The sequence below is a fragment of the Bacillus cereus group sp. BfR-BA-01331 genome (assembly GCF_022663915.1).
GTDB lineage: Bacteria > Bacillota > Bacilli > Bacillales > Bacillaceae_G > Bacillus_A > Bacillus_A mycoides.
Window position 1 is genome coordinate 156,267 of the sequence record NZ_JAKUGJ010000008.1, and the last position, 17,068, is coordinate 173,334.

Consider the following 17,068-nt stretch of genomic DNA (forward strand, 5'->3'; position numbering starts at 1 on the left):
CCTCCTTTTCTCTTTATAAACAAGCACCTAAAATAAGTGCACCAACGATATGTAATGAACCAGCTAACAACGCATGTGCTACGCTGCCTTCTTTCGTTCCTTCTTCTAAATCTAAACCAGACATTTTCTTTAACACAAACTCAATGAACATTTCTACAATTAATAAAATAACGAATGAAACTGCTGAGGCAAGAAGCGCTTGCCATAAATCATTCGCTTTCGTAATCGATTGGGATAAAATATAACCTTGCGCAAATAATTTCATAACGAAACGAGTTGTTACAGCTGTATTCCCGTTTTTTATTTCTTTTAAATCATTGTATTTTGTAAAAATCGAATCAACCCACATAATTGCAAATAAAAGTACCGCACTCGCTCCAGTCCATACAAGCATGGCTAAAACATTCGTCCACGTCATTGCAAAACCTCCTCTAAAAGGTAATAGAAAACCGACATGAATTCTCTTCAGACATGTCGGTTTCTTTGTCTATTCTATATTATTTCTCATACTGCTTCATAATACGAGCTAATTCATCGTCAACAACAGAATTTTTGTTTAAGCTTGCGAATTCATCATCTAACGACTTTTCTTTCTTGTAAATTTCACCGCTTGCTTCTGCTTCAGCCTCTAATTGAAGTGCTTTCTCTTCCATACGGCTTAAACCAGCTTTTGCTGAATTTGAATCAAATCCAGACATCGCCTGATTAATATTCTTTTGTGCTTTCGCTGCATTTACACGTGCAACAAGTGTTTCACGTTTATTTTTCAGCTCTGTTAATTGCTTACGCATTTCTTCTAGCTTAAGACGAAGGTTATCAGCAGCTGCTTTGTTTTGCTCATAGCTCGCTTTATACTCATTCATCTTTTGCTCTGCATTTTGTTTTTCTTCTAAAGCACGGCGCGCAAGATCTAAGTTGCTAGCTTGAACAGCCATATGAGCTTGCTCTTCACGTTTTTTCACAAGTGCTTCTTGCTCTTCAAATAATATTTTGAATTTCTTCTCAAGTGCGATTTGAGCTGCTACACTTTTCTCAGCTTCTTGTACATCCGCTTGCATATCGCGTAAATATTGATCCGTCATCTTAACTGGATCTTCAGCTTTTTCAATTAATGAATACACATTCGACATTGTTAAATCTCTTAATCGTTTAAATACAGACATCCAAATTCCTCCTATGATATACCTCATATTTCAAATTCACTACTTGGAAAATTAAAAATCTCCCTTTTCAGTAAGAATATTCATTTTTACAACCTATGTGTTTATTATAACAAAACTAAGATGTCCTTACATGTTATTTCCAAAATACAGCCAATATAATATGACATTCCAGATATAATATTGTATTCCTACTATATCCTTATTATTTCTGCCTCCAAAATTAACTTATTTTTGCGCGATTTCACTAAATTACATAATTGTAATGTTACTGTAAGCTAACTCGATAGTTACATCTCCATATTTCTTATACACTAATACCAGAAGCAACGGAATAACAAAAAAGCTTCTCATAATTTCAGGACTAATACAAAAACTGTATTTACTATAAAACATATAAAAAGGAGAAATCATCATGAAAAAATTAGTAGGAATCGGGTTAGCAGCAGCAATTTCATTCGGAGCATTATCAGGTTGTTCTTTATTAGGAGAAAAGGCGAACGGCTTAGTATTATACGGAACGGAAGATCAAGTTCAGCAAATCGCAGATAAAAACAAAAAAGATGTAAAAGAAAAAGATGTATATAAAATGAAAGTTGCAACACTTGAAGGTAAAAAAGTACTTGTAATGGATAAGAAAACTGGTGAAGAACTCGTTAAGAAAGAACTACTTAAAAAAGTCGATAAAAATGATGACACAAAAGCAATTGATAAGTTACCAGCTGTAACAGCAGAGCAAGGTGTATTATTTGCAAAAGAGAAAGTTGAAAATGCTACACTTGATGGAGCGAAATTAAAATATGAAGGTAACACAATTATCGGTGACGGCCGTTCTTATGGAGATATGTTTGCCATCGTTGATGACGCAGCATATGGAAATGTAAAAGGTGAAGAAAAATCTGTAGGTATTCTAAAATTTGATAAAGACCCTAGCAAAGAATTACCTGGAGCAAATGGAGTAGAAGCATCACAACTTGTAAAAATTAAAAAGTAAACAAAAAAGCTTTGCGAATTTCGCAAAGCTTTTTTCTATTTCTGAGCAATTTGCTCCATATCTGGACTACAAGTTTGCGATTGACATGACTTACTTAAAGAGCATGCTGCGCATTTGCCTTTTTTACTTCTCTTTACAAAATTAACTAACGTATATGCTGCATAACCAAAAATGATAGCTCCAATTATAATATTGACCATCACCGCGATACATCTCCTTCTAGAATCCGAGTAAGGACCCAACTTGGTATATAATGAGCGTTAATACATAAGCAATAACGAGCGGATAAACGACAGAGAAAACTGTCCATTTCATCGATCCAGTTTCACGTTTAATAACAGCTACTGTCGCTAAGCACGGAACATATAATAAAATAAAGAACATAAATGCATAGGCTGATAGCGCAGTATAATGTGCTCCCATTACATTTCCTAGCACATCTTCTTTAACCGCATAAATAATTGCCATCGTAGAAACGACAACTTCTTTCGCTAAAAATCCTGTTAAAAGGGATGCCGCAGCTTGCCACGTTCCAAAACCGAGCGGTGCAAAAAGTGGTGCGATAAATCCACCAATCATCGCTAAGAAACTGTCTCCCATATCAACACCAAATCCTGATGGACCTGCATAGTTTAATAACCAAATGACAACAGAACCACCGAAGATGAATGTACCCGCTTTACGAACAAATCCTTTACCTTTCTCCCACGTGCTGAGCCATAACGTTTTCGCTTGCGGCACACGGTAAGGTGGTAGTTCAATTACAAAAATAGATTTTTCTGTTTTTAAAATAGTAAGAGACATAATCTTTGTAACGAGTAATGCAAGAACAATCCCTGCGATATATAAAGAGAACACAACAGTCGCCTGACTATTAGGGAAGAAAACTCCCGCAAATAGTGCATATACAGGTAAACGTGCCGAACAAGACATAAACGGTGTTACAAGAACTGTAAGTAACCTTTCTTTTTCTTGTTCAATCGTTCTCGCTGCCATAATACCTGGAACGTTACATCCAAAGCCGATAATCATCGGAATAAATGCTTTTCCGTTTAAACCGAAAAACTCCATAATTCTATCCATAACAACTGCAATTCGTGCCATATATCCCGAGTCTTCTAATAATGAAATGAAGAAGAATAGTGCAAAGATTTGTGGAACGAATACTAATACCGCACCAACACCAGCAATAATACCTTCTGTAACGAGTGCTTGAATAAAGTCAGAAGCCCCAACACTTGTGAGCCCAGCTGTAACCCAATCAGTAAGTTGTCCGCCAAAAAATCCATCAAGTATATCAGATAAAGGTGTACCAATCCACGTAAACGTAACCTGAAAAATAAAAAACATAACTGCTAAAAAGATTGGAAGTCCTAAAATTTTATGTGTAATTAACCTATCAATTTTTTCTGAAAAAGGAATTTTCCCTTCTTTCTCATGTTGCATAACATTTGTTTTTAACTTTTCAATATACGCTTCACGAGTCTTGTAAATGTGCTCTTCCAACGTACAATCAAGTTTTCCATCTAAACGAGATCGAATGGCTATAAGTTCCTTATAAATTGGTAATGCTTTCATTTCTTTTTCTACTACTTCGTTATTGCTTAAAAATTGAAGGGCTAACCATCTCGGATGCTCATAATTCGCTGTCTCTAAAAGAGCGATTACCTCTCCAATCCCTTCATCCATTTGTACACCATATGAAATAATGAATGGCTTTTTCTCTTTTTGTTTCTCTTCATGAAGAGTAGTAAGTAATTCTTCACAGCCTTTTCCGGTTCTTGCGATGACAGGAACGACTGTTACACCTAATATTTCTGATAGCCGTTTTACATTAATAACAATTCCTCTTTGCTTTGCCACATCAATCATATTTAAACCAATTGAAACGGGCTTACCAAATTCAAGTAATTGCAATGTTAAATGCATATTTCGCTCAAATTGAGAAGAATCCACTATATTTAACATATGATGAAATTCATCTGTTAGTAGAAAATTCGTAACGACACCTTCATCACGTGAAACTGGATTCAAATCATAAACGCCTGGTAAATCAATTAATGTTCCTTGCTTATCTTTTAATTTACCAACCTTCTTTTCTACTGTTACACCGCTCCAGTTTCCTACATATTCATAAGAACCAGTAAGTGCATTAAATAATGATGTTTTCCCTGTATTCGGATTCCCTAGCAAAGCAACCTTATTCACGCTAATTCCACCTTTATCATTTTCGCGTCACAATGACGAATACTAATTAACTGCCCACGACACTCCAATGTACAAGGACCTTTAAACATCGCTTTCTGTTTCAAGCGAAGCTCGCTTCCTTCCGCCAGACCAAAAGCAGCTAATCTACGCTTTAATAACTGATCTAACGACTGAATACTTTTTACTAACACTTTCTCACCAATTTTAATATCTACTAAGCTCATAACCTTCCCCCTCAGAAGAGAATGATAATTATTTTCAAAAAAATTATATCATACTCTATTTCACTTGGACTATATCTTTTTGCTTCATATTTATTAACATTTCAATACAATTATATTTCAATAATTGTCATACAAAGTATATTTGCCATTCTCATCCATTTCACTTACAATAAACAATAACAAAAGAATCTCGTTATCACAGGGGGAGCCTTACCGCTGAGAGGGAACAATTCGTTCCGACCCTTTGAACCTGTTAGTTAATGCTAACGCAGGAATTGTGCAAACGTCCGAAATACACACCTCTTTTTTTATTTACGTATTTCGTATCCTCCTATGATAATGTTCTTTTTTGTGAAACTTGGATTTAGGGGGAGACAACATGCGTAACACCAATTTACAAGCGATGATCGAATCTGCTATTCTTGCAGCCTTCGCCTTGGTCATCGACATTTTACCACTTTCAATCAAAATATCAGCAACAGGCGGTTCCATCTCATTTGCTATGATTCCTATTTTTATTATCGCATACCGCTGGGGCTTCAAAATGGCTTTCTTAGGAGGCTTAATTTGGGGATTATTACAAATTGTCGTAGGCGATGCCATTATCGTCACACCAATTCAAGTAATCATTGAATATTTCGTTGCTTTCGCATTCATTGGATTTGCTGGTTTATTCTATCGTCCAATTCAAAAAGCACTTCTAGCATCTAATAAGAATGGAAACGAACAATCAAACTTAAGTAGCCGTAAAGATAAGCCTTCATCAAAACAAAAACAAGGAAAGCAAGTAATTGGATACATTATCATTGCTACATTTATTGGTAGCTTTGCTCGCTATTTCTGTCACTTTATCGCCGGTATTATTTTCTGGGGACAATATGCACCAAAAGGTCAATCAGCTTTCCTATATTCTTTAATATTTAACGGTAGTACCATGATTGGTTCATATATTATATGTACAATTTTACTTATATTTTTATTTACAACTTCACCAAGATTATTCAAAAGCATGAATGCTTATCAAATGAATACACAAAAAAAGGGCGCTTAATTAGCGCTCTTTTTTTCATATCGTAATATCAATTAAAAATACAATAAATGCACAAAAGAAAATAAATACCATCACACCTAGTAAATTGCTATTCACGGCTAATCTACTCCTTACATAACCTCATTTTCTATCCAAATTATACTGCTCCAAAATAAAGATTAGGTAAAGATAATATGAAAATAAATTAAAAAAGCGTAGCATGCATCATCTACGCTTTTTTCGGTAAGTAAAAGTAAAATAATACACCGTCTTCTGTATTCTTTACTCCATATTCAGAATCGTGTAGTTCTAAAATATTTTTAGAAATAGCTAGCCCAAGCCCCGTTCCACCTTGTGAACGTTGACGAGATGCATCCACGCGATAAAAACGATCCCAAATTTTATCTAATTGTTCTTCTTCAATGTGAGCACCTTTATTTTCAATACATACTTTTATATGATCCTTCCCGTCTATTGTGGAAATAATAATATCTTCTTTTTCTGGTGTATAACGTATTGCATTCGTAATAAAATTCACAATTACTTGTTCAATTCTATTTTGATTCCCAATCACTTCTGCTGGACATATATGTTTGTGCACACTCAGTTCTTTTTTCTCTATCTCTGATGAAAGCTGTTCACATATTTCTTCAATCACTCCATCTATATAGAAAGAATCCATCTTCATGTTATATGTACCAGACTCAAATTTAGCTAATTCAAGCATATCCAAAATTAGTATATCCATCTTGTCTACTTCTTTTTCCATCGCCTGAAAATAGTAGTCTTTCTTATGTTCAGCTACCCCATCTTTTAAAATGGAAATACAGCTTTTCATAATACTCAGCGGCGTTTTTAGTTCATGCGATACACCCGCAATAAATTCTTTCCTTGTGTTTTCTAACTTTCTTTCTTTTTCAATATCTTGTTCTAACTGTCCAATATGTGAATGTAGTTTATTAGATAATGTATTAATATTTTGCGATAAATCACCAATTTCATCTTTTGAAGTAATCGGAATTTTTTCTGTGAAATCTAAATGAGCTATTTTCTTCGTTGTATCATTTATTTTTAGTAACGGTTTTGCAATTTGTTTTGAGTAATAAAACGAAGCTAGAAAAATTAGAACGACTACAAATGCTACAATATAGATGTAATAATCTTGCACCATTTGTACAGCCTCATCTACAGGCTGTAAAGAAGCCATCGCATATATATATGTGACTGATCCTGATCCGCCTTTTTCTTTTATCGGTTTGATTAATAATTTATATTTTATATCATTCTTTTCATAGTCCGTTATTTGTGTTGAATACTGTATATGATTACTCTCTTTTAATAATAAATCAGTTTGAAATTCCTTTATTCTATCTAAGAATAAACTATTTTTATAAATTGGATTCACAGGACCTTTTACATCGGGGAACTGTACTTTCGTAACACGTCCTCCTATGTAAGCACCTAATTCCTGAGTAGCTTGTTCCTGAACGACTGGCTTCTTTTCCTTAACAATTGACTCTTGATCAGCTTTCTTTTTTTCCTCATCTGATTTAATCATTTTCTCCTGAAACGCTTTTTCTAACGGTTTATTAGATCCACTTAAATTCTGCTTAGCTAAAGAAAAAGAGAACGGAATAAAACTATCTTCTTTTCTCACTCCAGAAAAATAAATTTCTTGCCCTAAAAACTGCTCTGATAATTTATTATCAATCTCCTCTATATTGACGAGATTACCTAAGGGAATCTTGAATATTTGTTGTCCAAAACTCTTCTGTTGCTTACGGTCAATCGTTACCTCAAAATAAAAATCATCCGCATGTTTTAAATTCCCATACTGGTCTAAAGTCGTAATCCACGTATTATTTTCTCTTAAAAAATCTTGCTCCAGCTTCTGAATTCCTTCTGCATTTCCTACATAATTCAAATAATTCTTCTCAAAGGAATTTAAATTCACTTTAATATCTTCTACTTTTCGGTTCGCATAATATTGTTTGAAAAATATCGTTTGACCAATAAATATCGTCGCTAAAATCAACATACATAGAGCTGTTGTAAGGGTAAATAATTTAAGTACAATCCCTTTTCTCATATGTTCCCCTCGAATTTATAACCGGTTCGCACTACAGTTGTAATGTGCTTTGATTTCTCTCCTAATTTATTTCGCAAATTACGAATATGGCTATTAACCGTTCGATCATCGCCAGCAAATTCGTACCCCCAAATTCTTGAAATTAACTGTTCTCTCGTTAAAACAATCCCTTGATTTTTCATGAAGTAAGCTAATATTTCAAATTCTGTATGTGTTAAAGTAATGTCTGCCTCATCAACAGTAACAGTACGTGACGGAAAATGGACATGAATGCCATGAATTGATAACGTATCATCTTCATTTTCTAAAGGTTTCTTTGTTGCTTTTCTACTTTCCAACAACCTTTTCGCTCTCGCTAATAAAATAGGCGGACTATATGGTTTCGCAACATAATCATCTGCCCCAAGCTCAAACCCAAGTAACGTATCATCTTCATCAACACGTGCCGTCAACATAATGATAGGAACCCCGGATGTCTTACGAATTCTTCGGCAAACAGACCATCCATCTAGTTCTGGTAACATAATATCAAGTATAACTAAATCGACCTCTTCTTCTTCAAATAAGACTAAAGCTTCTTTTCCATCTCTCGCTTCAAGCACTTTATATTGTTCACTCAAAAAGTAATCCTTTAATATTTCGCGTAAAATATCTTCATCTTCAACAATTAAAATGGTTTTTGACATAATCTATGTCTCCCCCTCTCATTTTAAGTAGCTAGCATTTTGTACTTGATAATTTTATTTTGAATTACTCGTAATTAACTTTGCCTCGATAATATATCGATCCGGTGCATCCCCTATATAATCAAATGGATAGCAAGTCGTCAGTGTTAATGTCGGTTCTTCTTTTTTTACAATAACAGTGCGATCATCCGCATGTGTAATCCATGTCTTTTGAATTTCGTATGTGTAAATTTTATTATCATACTCCAAAATAAGGTTATCCTTTTCTTTTAACTCTCCTAAATCTGTAAATACAGTATCTCGATGCCCACTCAGTACAGTATGTCCCCCTCCAGATGGTGTTGTCGTTAAATCACTAACAAACATACCGACTCCTTTTTTCAATGTTGCATCATTTGCTCCCCAATATATAGAAAACTTCTTCTTTATTTTCGGTATATTTAACATTGCTACCTTTTCTCCTTCTTTATGCTCGGTTTGAGAAGAAGGTACTTGGGAAGTTACATGTGTTTCATGTGAAAGTTGATTATCTTGTATATTTTTAAGGCTCTTTATTTCTTCTTTCGTTAATTCTTGAGCAGAGCTTTTTCCTTTATACCATTCCACAGCGTAATACGATCCCATGAATAGCCCTATGGCCATCAATATGATACCGATATAATTGAGTAACTTCATGTTCCATCCCTCCATGCAAAAAATGGTAGGAATAACCTACCATTTTTAATATATGAAATTATCCCATTCTTTATAGAAAAACATTTTATTTACGCCTTAACTTTATTACGACGCTTCAAACCAAATAATGTCCCTATCCCTACAAGACATGCGCTTAGTGCCATCATTGCTACATTATTTGATGCCGTGTTTGGTAATTTTTCACCTTGTACAGCTGGCTTTGCTACTTCCTTTTTCGCTGCATCATTCTTTTGCCCGGCCTTAATTGCTTCTTCTTTTTTTGCAAGAGCTTCCTTTTCTTGAACTTGTGGTGTTACTTCTTTTTTCGCTGTATCATTCTTTTGCCCTGCTTTTATTGCTTCCTCTTTTTTAGCCATATCACTTTTTTCTTGTACTTGTGCCGCTTGCTTTTTCTCTACATCATTTTTTTGCTGTACCTTAATTGCTGCTTCTTTTTTAGTTGCATCTTGCTGCACTTGCGCCGCTTCTTCCTTTGTTAATGTTCCAGTATCCGCACTCGCTACTGAAGAATATCCTACTGTTAAAAGTGCCATCGCACAAATTGGTAATAGTTTTTTTTTCATTTTATTTCTCCCCTTTGTACTTTATTCACATCACATCGCACCGGATGTAATACTAGAATAAACAATAGATATAAATATAAGATGCAGATGAAATGGAATTCTGTTAAAGATTTCATTATAAAAAAAGGTTATCCAAAAATAATCTTTTGGATAACCTTTTTTATTTAATCTACACTTAAAGCTTTCTTCCCCATTTGGTTATAAATACTTGCAAACCAACTCTTACTCACTTTCACATTTTTCGTTCCATAAAATGGATCATTATAATACACGTAATTATCATCGACACCTGTTAAAACGACCGCATGAGTATTCATTCGTCCATAAATTGTTTTTCCGCCTGGTGTTTTCCACGTTGTAATTGGTCTTGGATTATTTAGTGCTACAGTTACCCAAGTAACAACTGGTTTCCCATTTCGTACATAATCTTCTAGGACTGAGAAATCATTTCCTGTTAAATTCGTTCCTCTTGCATATTTATCTAACAATCTTTTTAATGGCTCTGGATTAATAGAATATCCTGGCGTATTTCCTGTCACATCACCTACAAACCCTACATCTGGATCTCCCCAAATTTGTGATGATGTTTTATAGTTCTTTAATTTTGTTTGATCAAAAGGCATTTCAAACGCAAATGCTACTTTATTTAATGAACGACCAATTTGATGTTCCACAAGCATTTGTAAAGAAACTACTTCACAGCCATTGTGTAATTCTGGGAATTGGTAAATTGATGGTACGTTCAATATCACTTGACTACGATTAACATTGCCTTCATTCACCCATTTCAAACCATTATTAGTTTGTATTTGAATCCAACCGCCTGCTCTTTCGCCATACACTTCTACTGTTTGCGGAGAATATTTCCCTGATACGCGCGATACAAAACTAGGGCTGTCATATGCGAAAAATACTTTAGATAAATACTTTGTCTCCTTTTTCGTGTCCAACCATTGGTATCCTGCATATGTACTTATACGAAGCCACGTTCCTCTTTCTTCTACAACAGTTACTGTTTGTGGCCCATAATACGCTAAAACATTCGCAGACCGTGACGGAGCATCATAAGTAGTAAAGTCTCTATCAATCTGTACTTTCTTTTCAGTTAGACATACCCACTTATAGCCTACACTAGTATGAATTTTAATCCAATCGCCTTCTCTTTCTTCAACAACCGTCACTTCTTGCGGAGTATACTCGCCTGAAATACCAGATGATAATGACGATTCATAATATGTAACGAAGTTTTTCGTTATATTTACTTTCTTCTCAGTTAAGTACACCCACTTAAAACCCAAATCCGTATTAATTTTTATCCATCCACCATCTCTTTCTTCATATACCCTTACTTCTTGTGATGCATATTCATTTGAAATACCTGATGATAATGATGGACTATTATAAGTAAAGAAATTTTTCGTTATATTTACCTTTTTCACTTTTACTTCGCTATCTTTAGATTGATCTGTCACCGCAACAAGTCGAGCTGCCTCAGCACGTGATATCGATTTATCAGGTTGCCACTGTGTTCCATCAATACCACTTGATATACCTAATTCTACTAAAATATTAATGAATTTCTCGCCCCAATGATCTTTCACATCATTAAATAATGTCGGTAATTCTCCATTAACTTTCGAATCTAATTGATATGCTTGTACAAGCATTGTTGCCATTGCCGCTCTTGTCATTTGACCGTACGGATTAAATTTCCCGTTTCCTTCACCTTTAATAACGCCTGCTTTTTCCACCGCTGCAATGTAAGAAGATGCCCAATTATCTTTCGAATCTATAAAGGTCGGCTTGTCCCCTTCTTTAACTTCTAATCCTAAAACTTTAGCCATAATTGTAGCCGATTCAGCCCTACTTAATACGCTATGTGGTGAAAATGTTCCATCCGGCATTCCTGTAATTACTTTTTTATTCACTAAATAAGTAACAGACTCTTCCGCCCACCCTGGAACATCAGGGAATGATTGTGGTGCTGCTTGTAAATTACTTACTGCCCTCTTTAATTCTACTTCTCTTTTTTCCTGTTCTTCCTTTTGTTTTAATTCAAGCTCTTGTTTTTCTTGCTCTTCTTTTTGCTTTAATTCAAGTTCTTGTTTTGTTTGTTCTTCTTTTTGCTTTAATTCAATTTCTTGTTTTGTTTGTTCTTCTTTTTGCTTTAATTCAATTTCTTGTTTTGTTTGTTCTTCTTTTTGCTTTAATTCAATTTCTTGTTTTTCCTGCTCTTCTTTCTGCTTTAACTCTATTTGCTGCTTCTCCAATTGTTGCTGCTTTATTCGTAATTCTTCTTGCTGTTTCTTTAATTCTTCTCTCTTTTGCTTCTCTTTTAATTCATGATTTGTCCCTTCTTGTTTATTCTTTTCGTCTACTTCTAATCGATCCTTCTCTTCAAGCTCTTCCTTCTTTTTTTGTTCCTCTAATTCATTCGAGTTTGTTTCTTCTTGGTTATTCTTTTCATCAATCTTCTTTTCTTTTAGTTCTAACGGATTCTTCTTTTCAAGTTTTTCTTGTTGTTTCTTTAATTCATCTAATTTTTGCTGAACTTCTTCTAATTGTCCTTTATCTTCGCTACCTTGTTTTAGTAACTCTTCTTTTTTCTGTTTTAATTCGTCAACCTTAATAAATAGCTCTGCCTGCTGTTTCAAAATATCTTTTCTTTTTTCTAATTCCATTTGTTGCTCTTGTATAACTTCCAATTGTTTTTGCAATTCACTTTGTCTATCACTATGTATACTCTGTAAAGCTTCTATATTATTTCTTGTTTTATTTTCAATTTCCGCTAGCGAACTAGAAGGAAATGTTAATAGATTTGTTGCCAATAAACTCGCTACTGCAATTACACTATATTTTTTCATCATACACACCTTTTCTAATTTTACTTCCATCATATTTCCTACCATATGCAAAATGTAAGATTCCTTTATAATCATAACAAATCTTTCATACACTAAGGGACTTTTTATGGACAGGACAGGAAAGAAGCACCGTATAAATACGATGCTTCTTTCGATGTGTCTCGATATTTATTTGTTACTTTCGCGTGATTGAGAAGTAGGAAGGGCCGGAGTGATAACTAATTGTCTCGGCTCAGTTTTCTTGAAGTGATTTTTGACGTTACACTTACGACATTGAACGACCCATGCTTTAATAGGATTTGTTAAAATAATTTTTTGCCTTTCGTTAGGGGCCTCTTCTTCCAATTTACAACTATCGCTCCACTTACTCCATTTCATTGTAAATTTAGAAGAAGAATGATCGTCTTCTCGATTAAACGTATGCAAAAAATCCATTTCTCCAGCTAGCATTACGGTGTTACTAGTTGCTAAAAAAGAAAAGGTCGTCCAATGTTTCTCCATGCCCTCCTACTCCTTTTTCACATATAGAGTGCCTAAAACTTAATTTACCTAAAATATGCTTACCTTTTACCTTACACTTATAGTTTATCCAAAACACTACTATGCAACTATCGATTTGTCTTACAAATCACCTTACATTTTTGTAAGAAACGAAAAACCTTCACTCTATATACGTGAAGGTTTCTCATTTCTTATCTATAGAATCTTTCATATCATCAAGTCCAGCCTCTTGCAGCTGCGACATCATACCGTGGGAAATTGCGCCTAATACTAAAGTCATTCCAATTAGTGAAATGCGAATTGCAGGTACATCAATTATGTAAGCCAACATACCAAGAACAATTGTTAAAAGCAATGCTTTTATAAATGTTACACTTGTATACTGTTTCTTTTTCATCATAATCACCCTTTTTGGAAGCGTTTTCTTAATGTTATCAGTATATCATATCATCTGACTATTTTGTGGGGATTTCTGTAAAAACCTTATATCTTCTTTGACTTTTTTCTTTCTATCCTTTACAGTCGAAATGTTCACAAGTTTTACACTGTAGGAGGATTCAAATGAAAATTGAAATAAAAGACACTTTAATTTCTGAAGAACAATTACAAGAAAAAGTAAAAGAGCTAGCGCTTCAAATCGAACGTGATTTTGAAGGAGAAGAAATCGTTGTAATCGCTGTATTAAAAGGATCTTTCGTATTCGCTGCTGATTTAATTCGTCATATTAAAAACGAAGTAACTATCGACTTTATCTCTGCATCTAGCTACGGAAATCAAACAGAAACAACTGGAAAAGTAAAACTACTAAAAGATATCGATGTAAACATTACTGGAAAAAACGTAATTGTCGTAGAAGACATTATCGATTCTGGTTTAACACTTCACTTCTTAAAAGATCACTTCTTCATGCATAAACCAAAAGCATTGAAATTCTGTACGTTACTTGATAAACCTGAACGCCGTAAAGTGGACTTAAAAGCTGAGTATGTTGGCTTCCAAATTCCAGACGAATTTATCGTTGGCTACGGTATCGACTGCGCAGAAAAATATCGTAACTTACCATTTATCGCTTCAGTTGTAACGGAATAATAAAATGAAACCTTAATCAGTGGGGTTTTTGTCCATTCCCAATGATTATTGGCCCGCGAATAGCGGGATCAAATAAGCTTCCATGCATTATTGGTGGAAGTTTTATTTCTACCGTAATTTATAAAAACAAAGGGAGAGATGAAGAATGACAAAGACAAAATTTAAAAAAGTACTCCTCATCGTAAATCCGAAAGCAGGACAAGGCGATTTACATACGAACTTAACAAAAATCGTACCACCACTTGCCACAGCTTTTCCTGACCTACATATCCTTCATACGAAAAAACAAGGTGATGCAACAAAATATTGTCAGGAGTTTGCTAGTAAAGTAGATTTAATTATCGTCTTTGGTGGTGATGGAACTGTATTTGAATGCACAAACGGCTTAGCCCCTCTTGAAACTAGACCTACACTTGCAATCATTCCAGGCGGAACTTGCAACGACTTCTCTCGCACACTTGGTGTTCCGCAAAATATTGCAGAAGCAGCGAAACTCATTACAAAAGAACATGTAAAACCAATTGATGTCGCAAAAGCAAACGGACAACACTTTTTAAACTTCTGGGGCATTGGACTCGTATCTGAAGTATCAAACAATATTGATGCAGAAGAGAAAGCAAAGCTTGGTAAAATCGGTTACTACTTAAGTACCATTCGAACTGTCAAAAACGCTGAAACATTCCCAGTAAAAATTACTTACGACGGACAAGTATATGAAGACGAAGCTGTCCTTGTTATGGTTGGAAACGGTGAATATCTTGGTGGTATCCCGTCCTTTATTCCGAACGTGAAATGCGATGACGGAACACTTGATATTTTCGTCGTAAAATCCACAGGCATCCAAGCATTTAAAGATTACATCGGAAAGAAATTATTTGAAGACACAAATGAAAATGATATCTTCCACGTAAAAGCAAAATCCATTCATATTGAAACAGAAGAAGAAAAAGAAGTAGATACAGATGGAGAAAGTTCGCTTCATACACCTTGTCATATTGAACTATTACAAGGGCACTTTACGATGATTTATAATCCTGCGGTTGTGTAATGCAAAAAGACGAACTAAAGTTTCAACACTTTGGCTCGTCTTTTTTATTAGCAAGGCATTTTGATCTACTCTTTAATTTTTAATATGAATTTTCGTAATCAAACTCCACCCAATTTTTCCAGTGCGTATTAGCATCCTTATCTACAATAACACTTGGATCTTGCTTCTCTATCGCTGCAGCTACTGATTGGAAGAATTCATTTTCACTTACTTTCTCTTCTTCAACATGTTGCCACTCTTCCGTTTCATAAGCTACTTCCCAATCACCTTTTAAACCCAACTCTTCTAAAATTTCTTCTTTATCCCACCATAATAACTTTCTAGCTTCTTCATTAGTAGCGAGCATACGCAGGAAATATGTTGGATAAGACTCTTTCGTTTTCACTTCTATTCCATTATTCGCATAATCTTCTTCTGTAAATTGATATTCAAAATGATGATCGCGAATTTTTAAACTACCGTTATGAATATCCGGTATAAATTCACCTTTATTATCAAATAATTCATAATCTCCATCTTTTACTTGCAAAATACCGTCATCACCAATTGAATGATTCATTCTATCGCCATATACTTGAATATCATTAAATACACCTAATGAACCTACACCGACAATTTGAAACACCATTAACCAATCCTTAGTATCTTTAAAGAAAAGAGAAAATTTCACTTGCGAAATATCCATATATTCATTATCAAAGGCAGGAAATTCATAGTTACTTTGCTTTCTATCTAATAGCTTCAAAATATCTTTTTGCATATGTATCACCTTTTCCTCAATATAAACAAAATTTTTTTTGATTTCACTAGAGTATAACATAGACATACTTGCCTTTTATTTTCTAATAATACTACTAATAAAATAGCAGAAGGGTCTGTTTGCATGGCCTAGTTCTTTTTAGGTACAATGAGGGAAAGAGGCATCCTGATATACAAGGGAGAGGAAAAGCTGTGTTCAACCAACAGTTAGTTAATTTACGCATTGATTTTGCATTTAAACAATTGTTTGGTACGAATGGTAGTGAAGATATTCTAATTGCATTTTTAAATGCCATGTTACAAGATTCTTTAGAATCATCCATCGCTTCTCTACAACTAGAAGATCCGCATTTACACCGGGAACACGCAAATGATAAATTATCAATTCTAGACATTTCAGCTACGTTAAACACAGGGACAAAAGTAAATGTAGAAATACAGCTCAATAATAATCACGATATGATGAAACGCAGTTTATATTATTGGGGAAAATTATACACATCTCAATTACAAAAAGGCATGCCATACAGTGCACTTCGTAAAACCATCACCATTAATTTATTGAACTTCATAATGTTTTTAGATCACAAAGAATTTCATACAATGGGCACATTATGGAATACACAACAACAGAAACTCCTAAGTGACGACATAGAAATTCACATTGTAGAAATCCCAAAGTTAACAGAACAATGGCATGAAGAAAAAGTAAATCCATGGAAAGATCCATTTGTTCGTTGGCTTTTATTACTTTCAGCAAATGAGGATGAACACTTAACTAAAACATTGGAGGATATTGCTATGAACCAAGATCCTATTTTACAAAAAGCGATAAATAAATGGGAACGTATGAGTCAAGATTCTTCTTTCCGACAAGCCTATGAAGCGAGGGAAAAGGTTTTAATGGATGAGGCTGCAAAATTTGCCCACGCAGAGAAAGAAGGAATGAAAAGAGGCATAGAAAAGGGGATGGAAAAAGGGATGGAAAAAGGGATGGAAAAAGGGATTCAACAAGGAAAAATACAAATGATTAAAGGTATGTATGAACTTGGTATCCCTCTTGAAACGATTTCTCAAGCAAGCAAATTAAGTGTGCATGAGGTTGAGCATATTTTAGGACATAAATAGTAATAAAAAAGAGCTTGAATGGTTTCAAG

The 17,068-nt window shown here is 34.4% G+C and carries 18 protein-coding genes and 1 riboswitch; of the genes, 5 read left to right on the forward strand and 13 right to left on the reverse strand.

Going from position 1 to position 17,068, the window contains the following annotated elements; all coding sequences use genetic code 11:
- Nucleotides 1-13: 13 nt before the first annotated feature.
- Nucleotides 14-418, reverse strand: a complete 405-nt coding sequence (locus MR155_RS16855) for a DUF350 domain-containing protein (RefSeq protein WP_128856533.1) — start codon at nucleotides 416-418, stop codon at nucleotides 14-16.
- Between the two features lie 79 nt (nucleotides 419-497).
- Nucleotides 498-1,163 (reverse strand): PspA/IM30 family protein, encoded by a 666-nt coding sequence (locus MR155_RS16860; protein ID WP_002015754.1) that lies wholly within the window; start codon nucleotides 1,161-1,163, stop codon nucleotides 498-500.
- A 412-nt stretch (nucleotides 1,164-1,575) separates the two neighbouring features.
- On the opposite strand from MR155_RS16860, the gene MR155_RS16865 reads away from it, so the two are divergent.
- Nucleotides 1,576-2,154, forward strand: coding sequence for a lipoprotein BA_5634 family protein (locus MR155_RS16865; protein WP_044443882.1), 579 nt, complete (start codon nucleotides 1,576-1,578; stop codon nucleotides 2,152-2,154).
- Nucleotides 2,155-2,189: 35 nt separating this feature from the next.
- Here the strand turns inward: MR155_RS16865 and MR155_RS16870 are convergent, their stop codons facing one another.
- Genes MR155_RS16870 through MR155_RS16880 form a run of 3 tightly spaced genes read right to left on the reverse strand, consistent with a single transcriptional unit; the run spans nucleotide 2,190 to nucleotide 4,586 of the window.
- Complete coding sequence (locus MR155_RS16870; RefSeq protein WP_033708410.1) at nucleotides 2,190-2,357, reverse strand: FeoB-associated Cys-rich membrane protein; 168 nt, start codon at nucleotides 2,355-2,357, stop codon at nucleotides 2,190-2,192.
- Between the two features lie 16 nt (nucleotides 2,358-2,373).
- Nucleotides 2,374-4,362: a ferrous iron transport protein B gene (gene feoB, locus MR155_RS16875; RefSeq protein WP_242310606.1), complete on the reverse strand. Its 1,989-nt coding sequence runs from the start codon at nucleotides 4,360-4,362 to the stop codon at nucleotides 2,374-2,376.
- Nucleotides 4,359-4,586 (reverse strand): FeoA family protein, encoded by a 228-nt coding sequence (locus MR155_RS16880; protein ID WP_000060512.1) that lies wholly within the window; start codon nucleotides 4,584-4,586, stop codon nucleotides 4,359-4,361. The genes feoB and MR155_RS16880 overlap by 4 nt, the downstream gene beginning before the upstream one ends.
- Before the next feature lie 191 nt (nucleotides 4,587-4,777).
- Nucleotides 4,778-4,879, forward strand: a riboswitch (TPP riboswitch).
- Nucleotides 4,880-4,965: 86 nt separating this feature from the next.
- Here MR155_RS16880 and MR155_RS16885 point away from each other — a divergent pair.
- The gene (locus tag MR155_RS16885; protein WP_242310608.1) at nucleotides 4,966-5,637 is read left to right on the forward strand and encodes an energy-coupled thiamine transporter ThiT; all 672 of its coding nucleotides are present in this window, start codon (nucleotides 4,966-4,968) and stop codon (nucleotides 5,635-5,637) included.
- 208 nt (nucleotides 5,638-5,845) lie between these two features.
- Here the strand turns inward: MR155_RS16885 and MR155_RS16890 are convergent, their stop codons facing one another.
- From MR155_RS16890 to MR155_RS16920, 7 genes are all read right to left on the reverse strand, one after another.
- Nucleotides 5,846-7,705, reverse strand: coding sequence for a sensor histidine kinase (locus MR155_RS16890; protein WP_242310610.1), 1,860 nt, complete (start codon nucleotides 7,703-7,705; stop codon nucleotides 5,846-5,848).
- Entirely contained in the window at nucleotides 7,702-8,391 is a 690-nt protein-coding gene (locus MR155_RS16895) for a response regulator transcription factor (protein WP_242310611.1), read from the reverse strand. The genes MR155_RS16890 and MR155_RS16895 overlap by 4 nt, the downstream gene beginning before the upstream one ends.
- A 54-nt stretch (nucleotides 8,392-8,445) precedes the next feature.
- Nucleotides 8,446-9,066: a class D sortase gene (locus MR155_RS16900; protein WP_242310613.1), complete on the reverse strand. Its 621-nt coding sequence runs from the start codon at nucleotides 9,064-9,066 to the stop codon at nucleotides 8,446-8,448.
- Nucleotides 9,067-9,155: 89 nt separating this feature from the next.
- Nucleotides 9,156-9,650: an LPXTG cell wall anchor domain-containing protein gene (locus MR155_RS16905; protein WP_242310615.1), complete on the reverse strand. Its 495-nt coding sequence runs from the start codon at nucleotides 9,648-9,650 to the stop codon at nucleotides 9,156-9,158.
- A 164-nt stretch (nucleotides 9,651-9,814) separates the two neighbouring features.
- Nucleotides 9,815-12,517, reverse strand: coding sequence for an S-layer homology domain-containing protein (locus MR155_RS16910; RefSeq protein WP_242310677.1), 2,703 nt, complete (start codon nucleotides 12,515-12,517; stop codon nucleotides 9,815-9,817).
- 165 nt (nucleotides 12,518-12,682) lie between these two features.
- Nucleotides 12,683-13,015: a hypothetical protein gene (locus MR155_RS16915; protein ID WP_242310617.1), complete on the reverse strand. Its 333-nt coding sequence runs from the start codon at nucleotides 13,013-13,015 to the stop codon at nucleotides 12,683-12,685.
- A 184-nt stretch (nucleotides 13,016-13,199) separates the two neighbouring features.
- Complete coding sequence (locus tag MR155_RS16920) at nucleotides 13,200-13,415, reverse strand: hypothetical protein (protein WP_000976189.1); 216 nt, start codon at nucleotides 13,413-13,415, stop codon at nucleotides 13,200-13,202.
- A gap of 161 nt (nucleotides 13,416-13,576) precedes the next feature.
- Here MR155_RS16920 and hpt point away from each other — a divergent pair, with 161 nt between their 5' ends.
- Together hpt and MR155_RS16930 are read left to right on the forward strand one after the other, a co-directional pair.
- On the forward strand, nucleotides 13,577-14,104 hold the full coding sequence (hpt, locus tag MR155_RS16925) for a hypoxanthine phosphoribosyltransferase (RefSeq protein ID WP_000687586.1): 528 nt from the start codon (nucleotides 13,577-13,579) through the stop codon (nucleotides 14,102-14,104).
- A 145-nt stretch (nucleotides 14,105-14,249) separates the two neighbouring features.
- Nucleotides 14,250-15,152 (forward strand): diacylglycerol/lipid kinase family protein, encoded by a 903-nt coding sequence (locus MR155_RS16930; RefSeq protein WP_242310619.1) that lies wholly within the window; start codon nucleotides 14,250-14,252, stop codon nucleotides 15,150-15,152.
- A gap of 79 nt (nucleotides 15,153-15,231) precedes the next feature.
- Here the strand turns inward: MR155_RS16930 and MR155_RS16935 are convergent, their stop codons facing one another.
- Nucleotides 15,232-15,912, reverse strand: a complete 681-nt coding sequence (locus MR155_RS16935) for a DUF7003 family protein (RefSeq protein WP_242310621.1) — start codon at nucleotides 15,910-15,912, stop codon at nucleotides 15,232-15,234.
- Between the two features lie 191 nt (nucleotides 15,913-16,103).
- Between MR155_RS16935 and MR155_RS16940 the strand changes: the two genes are divergently transcribed.
- A complete protein-coding gene (locus tag MR155_RS16940) occupies nucleotides 16,104-17,039 on the forward strand; it encodes an Rpn family recombination-promoting nuclease/putative transposase (RefSeq protein WP_242310623.1) in 936 nt (311 codons plus the stop codon).
- Nucleotides 17,040-17,068 lie beyond the last annotated feature (29 nt).

Excerpts from the sequence above, each read along its gene's own strand:
- MR155_RS16920 (WP_000976189.1), bottom strand. The coding sequence starts at position 13,415 with ATGATGAAAAAGAAACAGTATACAAGTGTAACATTTATAAAAGCATTG.
- MR155_RS16860 (WP_002015754.1), bottom strand. The coding sequence starts at position 1,163 with ATGTCTGTATTTAAACGATTAAGAGATTTAACAATGTCGAATGTGTAT.
- MR155_RS16905 (WP_242310615.1), bottom strand. The coding sequence starts at position 9,650 with ATGAAAAAAAAACTATTACCAATTTGTGCGATGGCACTTTTAACAGTA.
- MR155_RS16885 (WP_242310608.1), top strand. The coding sequence starts at position 4,966 with ATGCGTAACACCAATTTACAAGCGATGATCGAATCTGCTATTCTTGCA.
- MR155_RS16910 (WP_242310677.1), bottom strand. The coding sequence starts at position 12,517 with ATGATGAAAAAATATAGTGTAATTGCAGTAGCGAGTTTATTGGCAACA.
- MR155_RS16855 (WP_128856533.1), bottom strand. The coding sequence starts at position 418 with ATGACGTGGACGAATGTTTTAGCCATGCTTGTATGGACTGGAGCGAGT.
- hpt (WP_000687586.1), top strand. The coding sequence starts at position 13,577 with ATGAAAATTGAAATAAAAGACACTTTAATTTCTGAAGAACAATTACAA.
- MR155_RS16930 (WP_242310619.1), top strand. The coding sequence starts at position 14,250 with ATGACAAAGACAAAATTTAAAAAAGTACTCCTCATCGTAAATCCGAAA.
- MR155_RS16900 (WP_242310613.1), bottom strand. The coding sequence starts at position 9,066 with ATGAAGTTACTCAATTATATCGGTATCATATTGATGGCCATAGGGCTA.
- MR155_RS16895 (WP_242310611.1), bottom strand. The coding sequence starts at position 8,391 with ATGTCAAAAACCATTTTAATTGTTGAAGATGAAGATATTTTACGCGAA.
- MR155_RS16915 (WP_242310617.1), bottom strand. The coding sequence starts at position 13,015 with ATGGAGAAACATTGGACGACCTTTTCTTTTTTAGCAACTAGTAACACC.
- MR155_RS16865 (WP_044443882.1), top strand. The coding sequence starts at position 1,576 with ATGAAAAAATTAGTAGGAATCGGGTTAGCAGCAGCAATTTCATTCGGA.
- MR155_RS16890 (WP_242310610.1), bottom strand. The coding sequence starts at position 7,705 with ATGAGAAAAGGGATTGTACTTAAATTATTTACCCTTACAACAGCTCTA.
- MR155_RS16935 (WP_242310621.1), bottom strand. The coding sequence starts at position 15,912 with ATGCAAAAAGATATTTTGAAGCTATTAGATAGAAAGCAAAGTAACTAT.
- MR155_RS16880 (WP_000060512.1), bottom strand. The coding sequence starts at position 4,586 with ATGAGCTTAGTAGATATTAAAATTGGTGAGAAAGTGTTAGTAAAAAGT.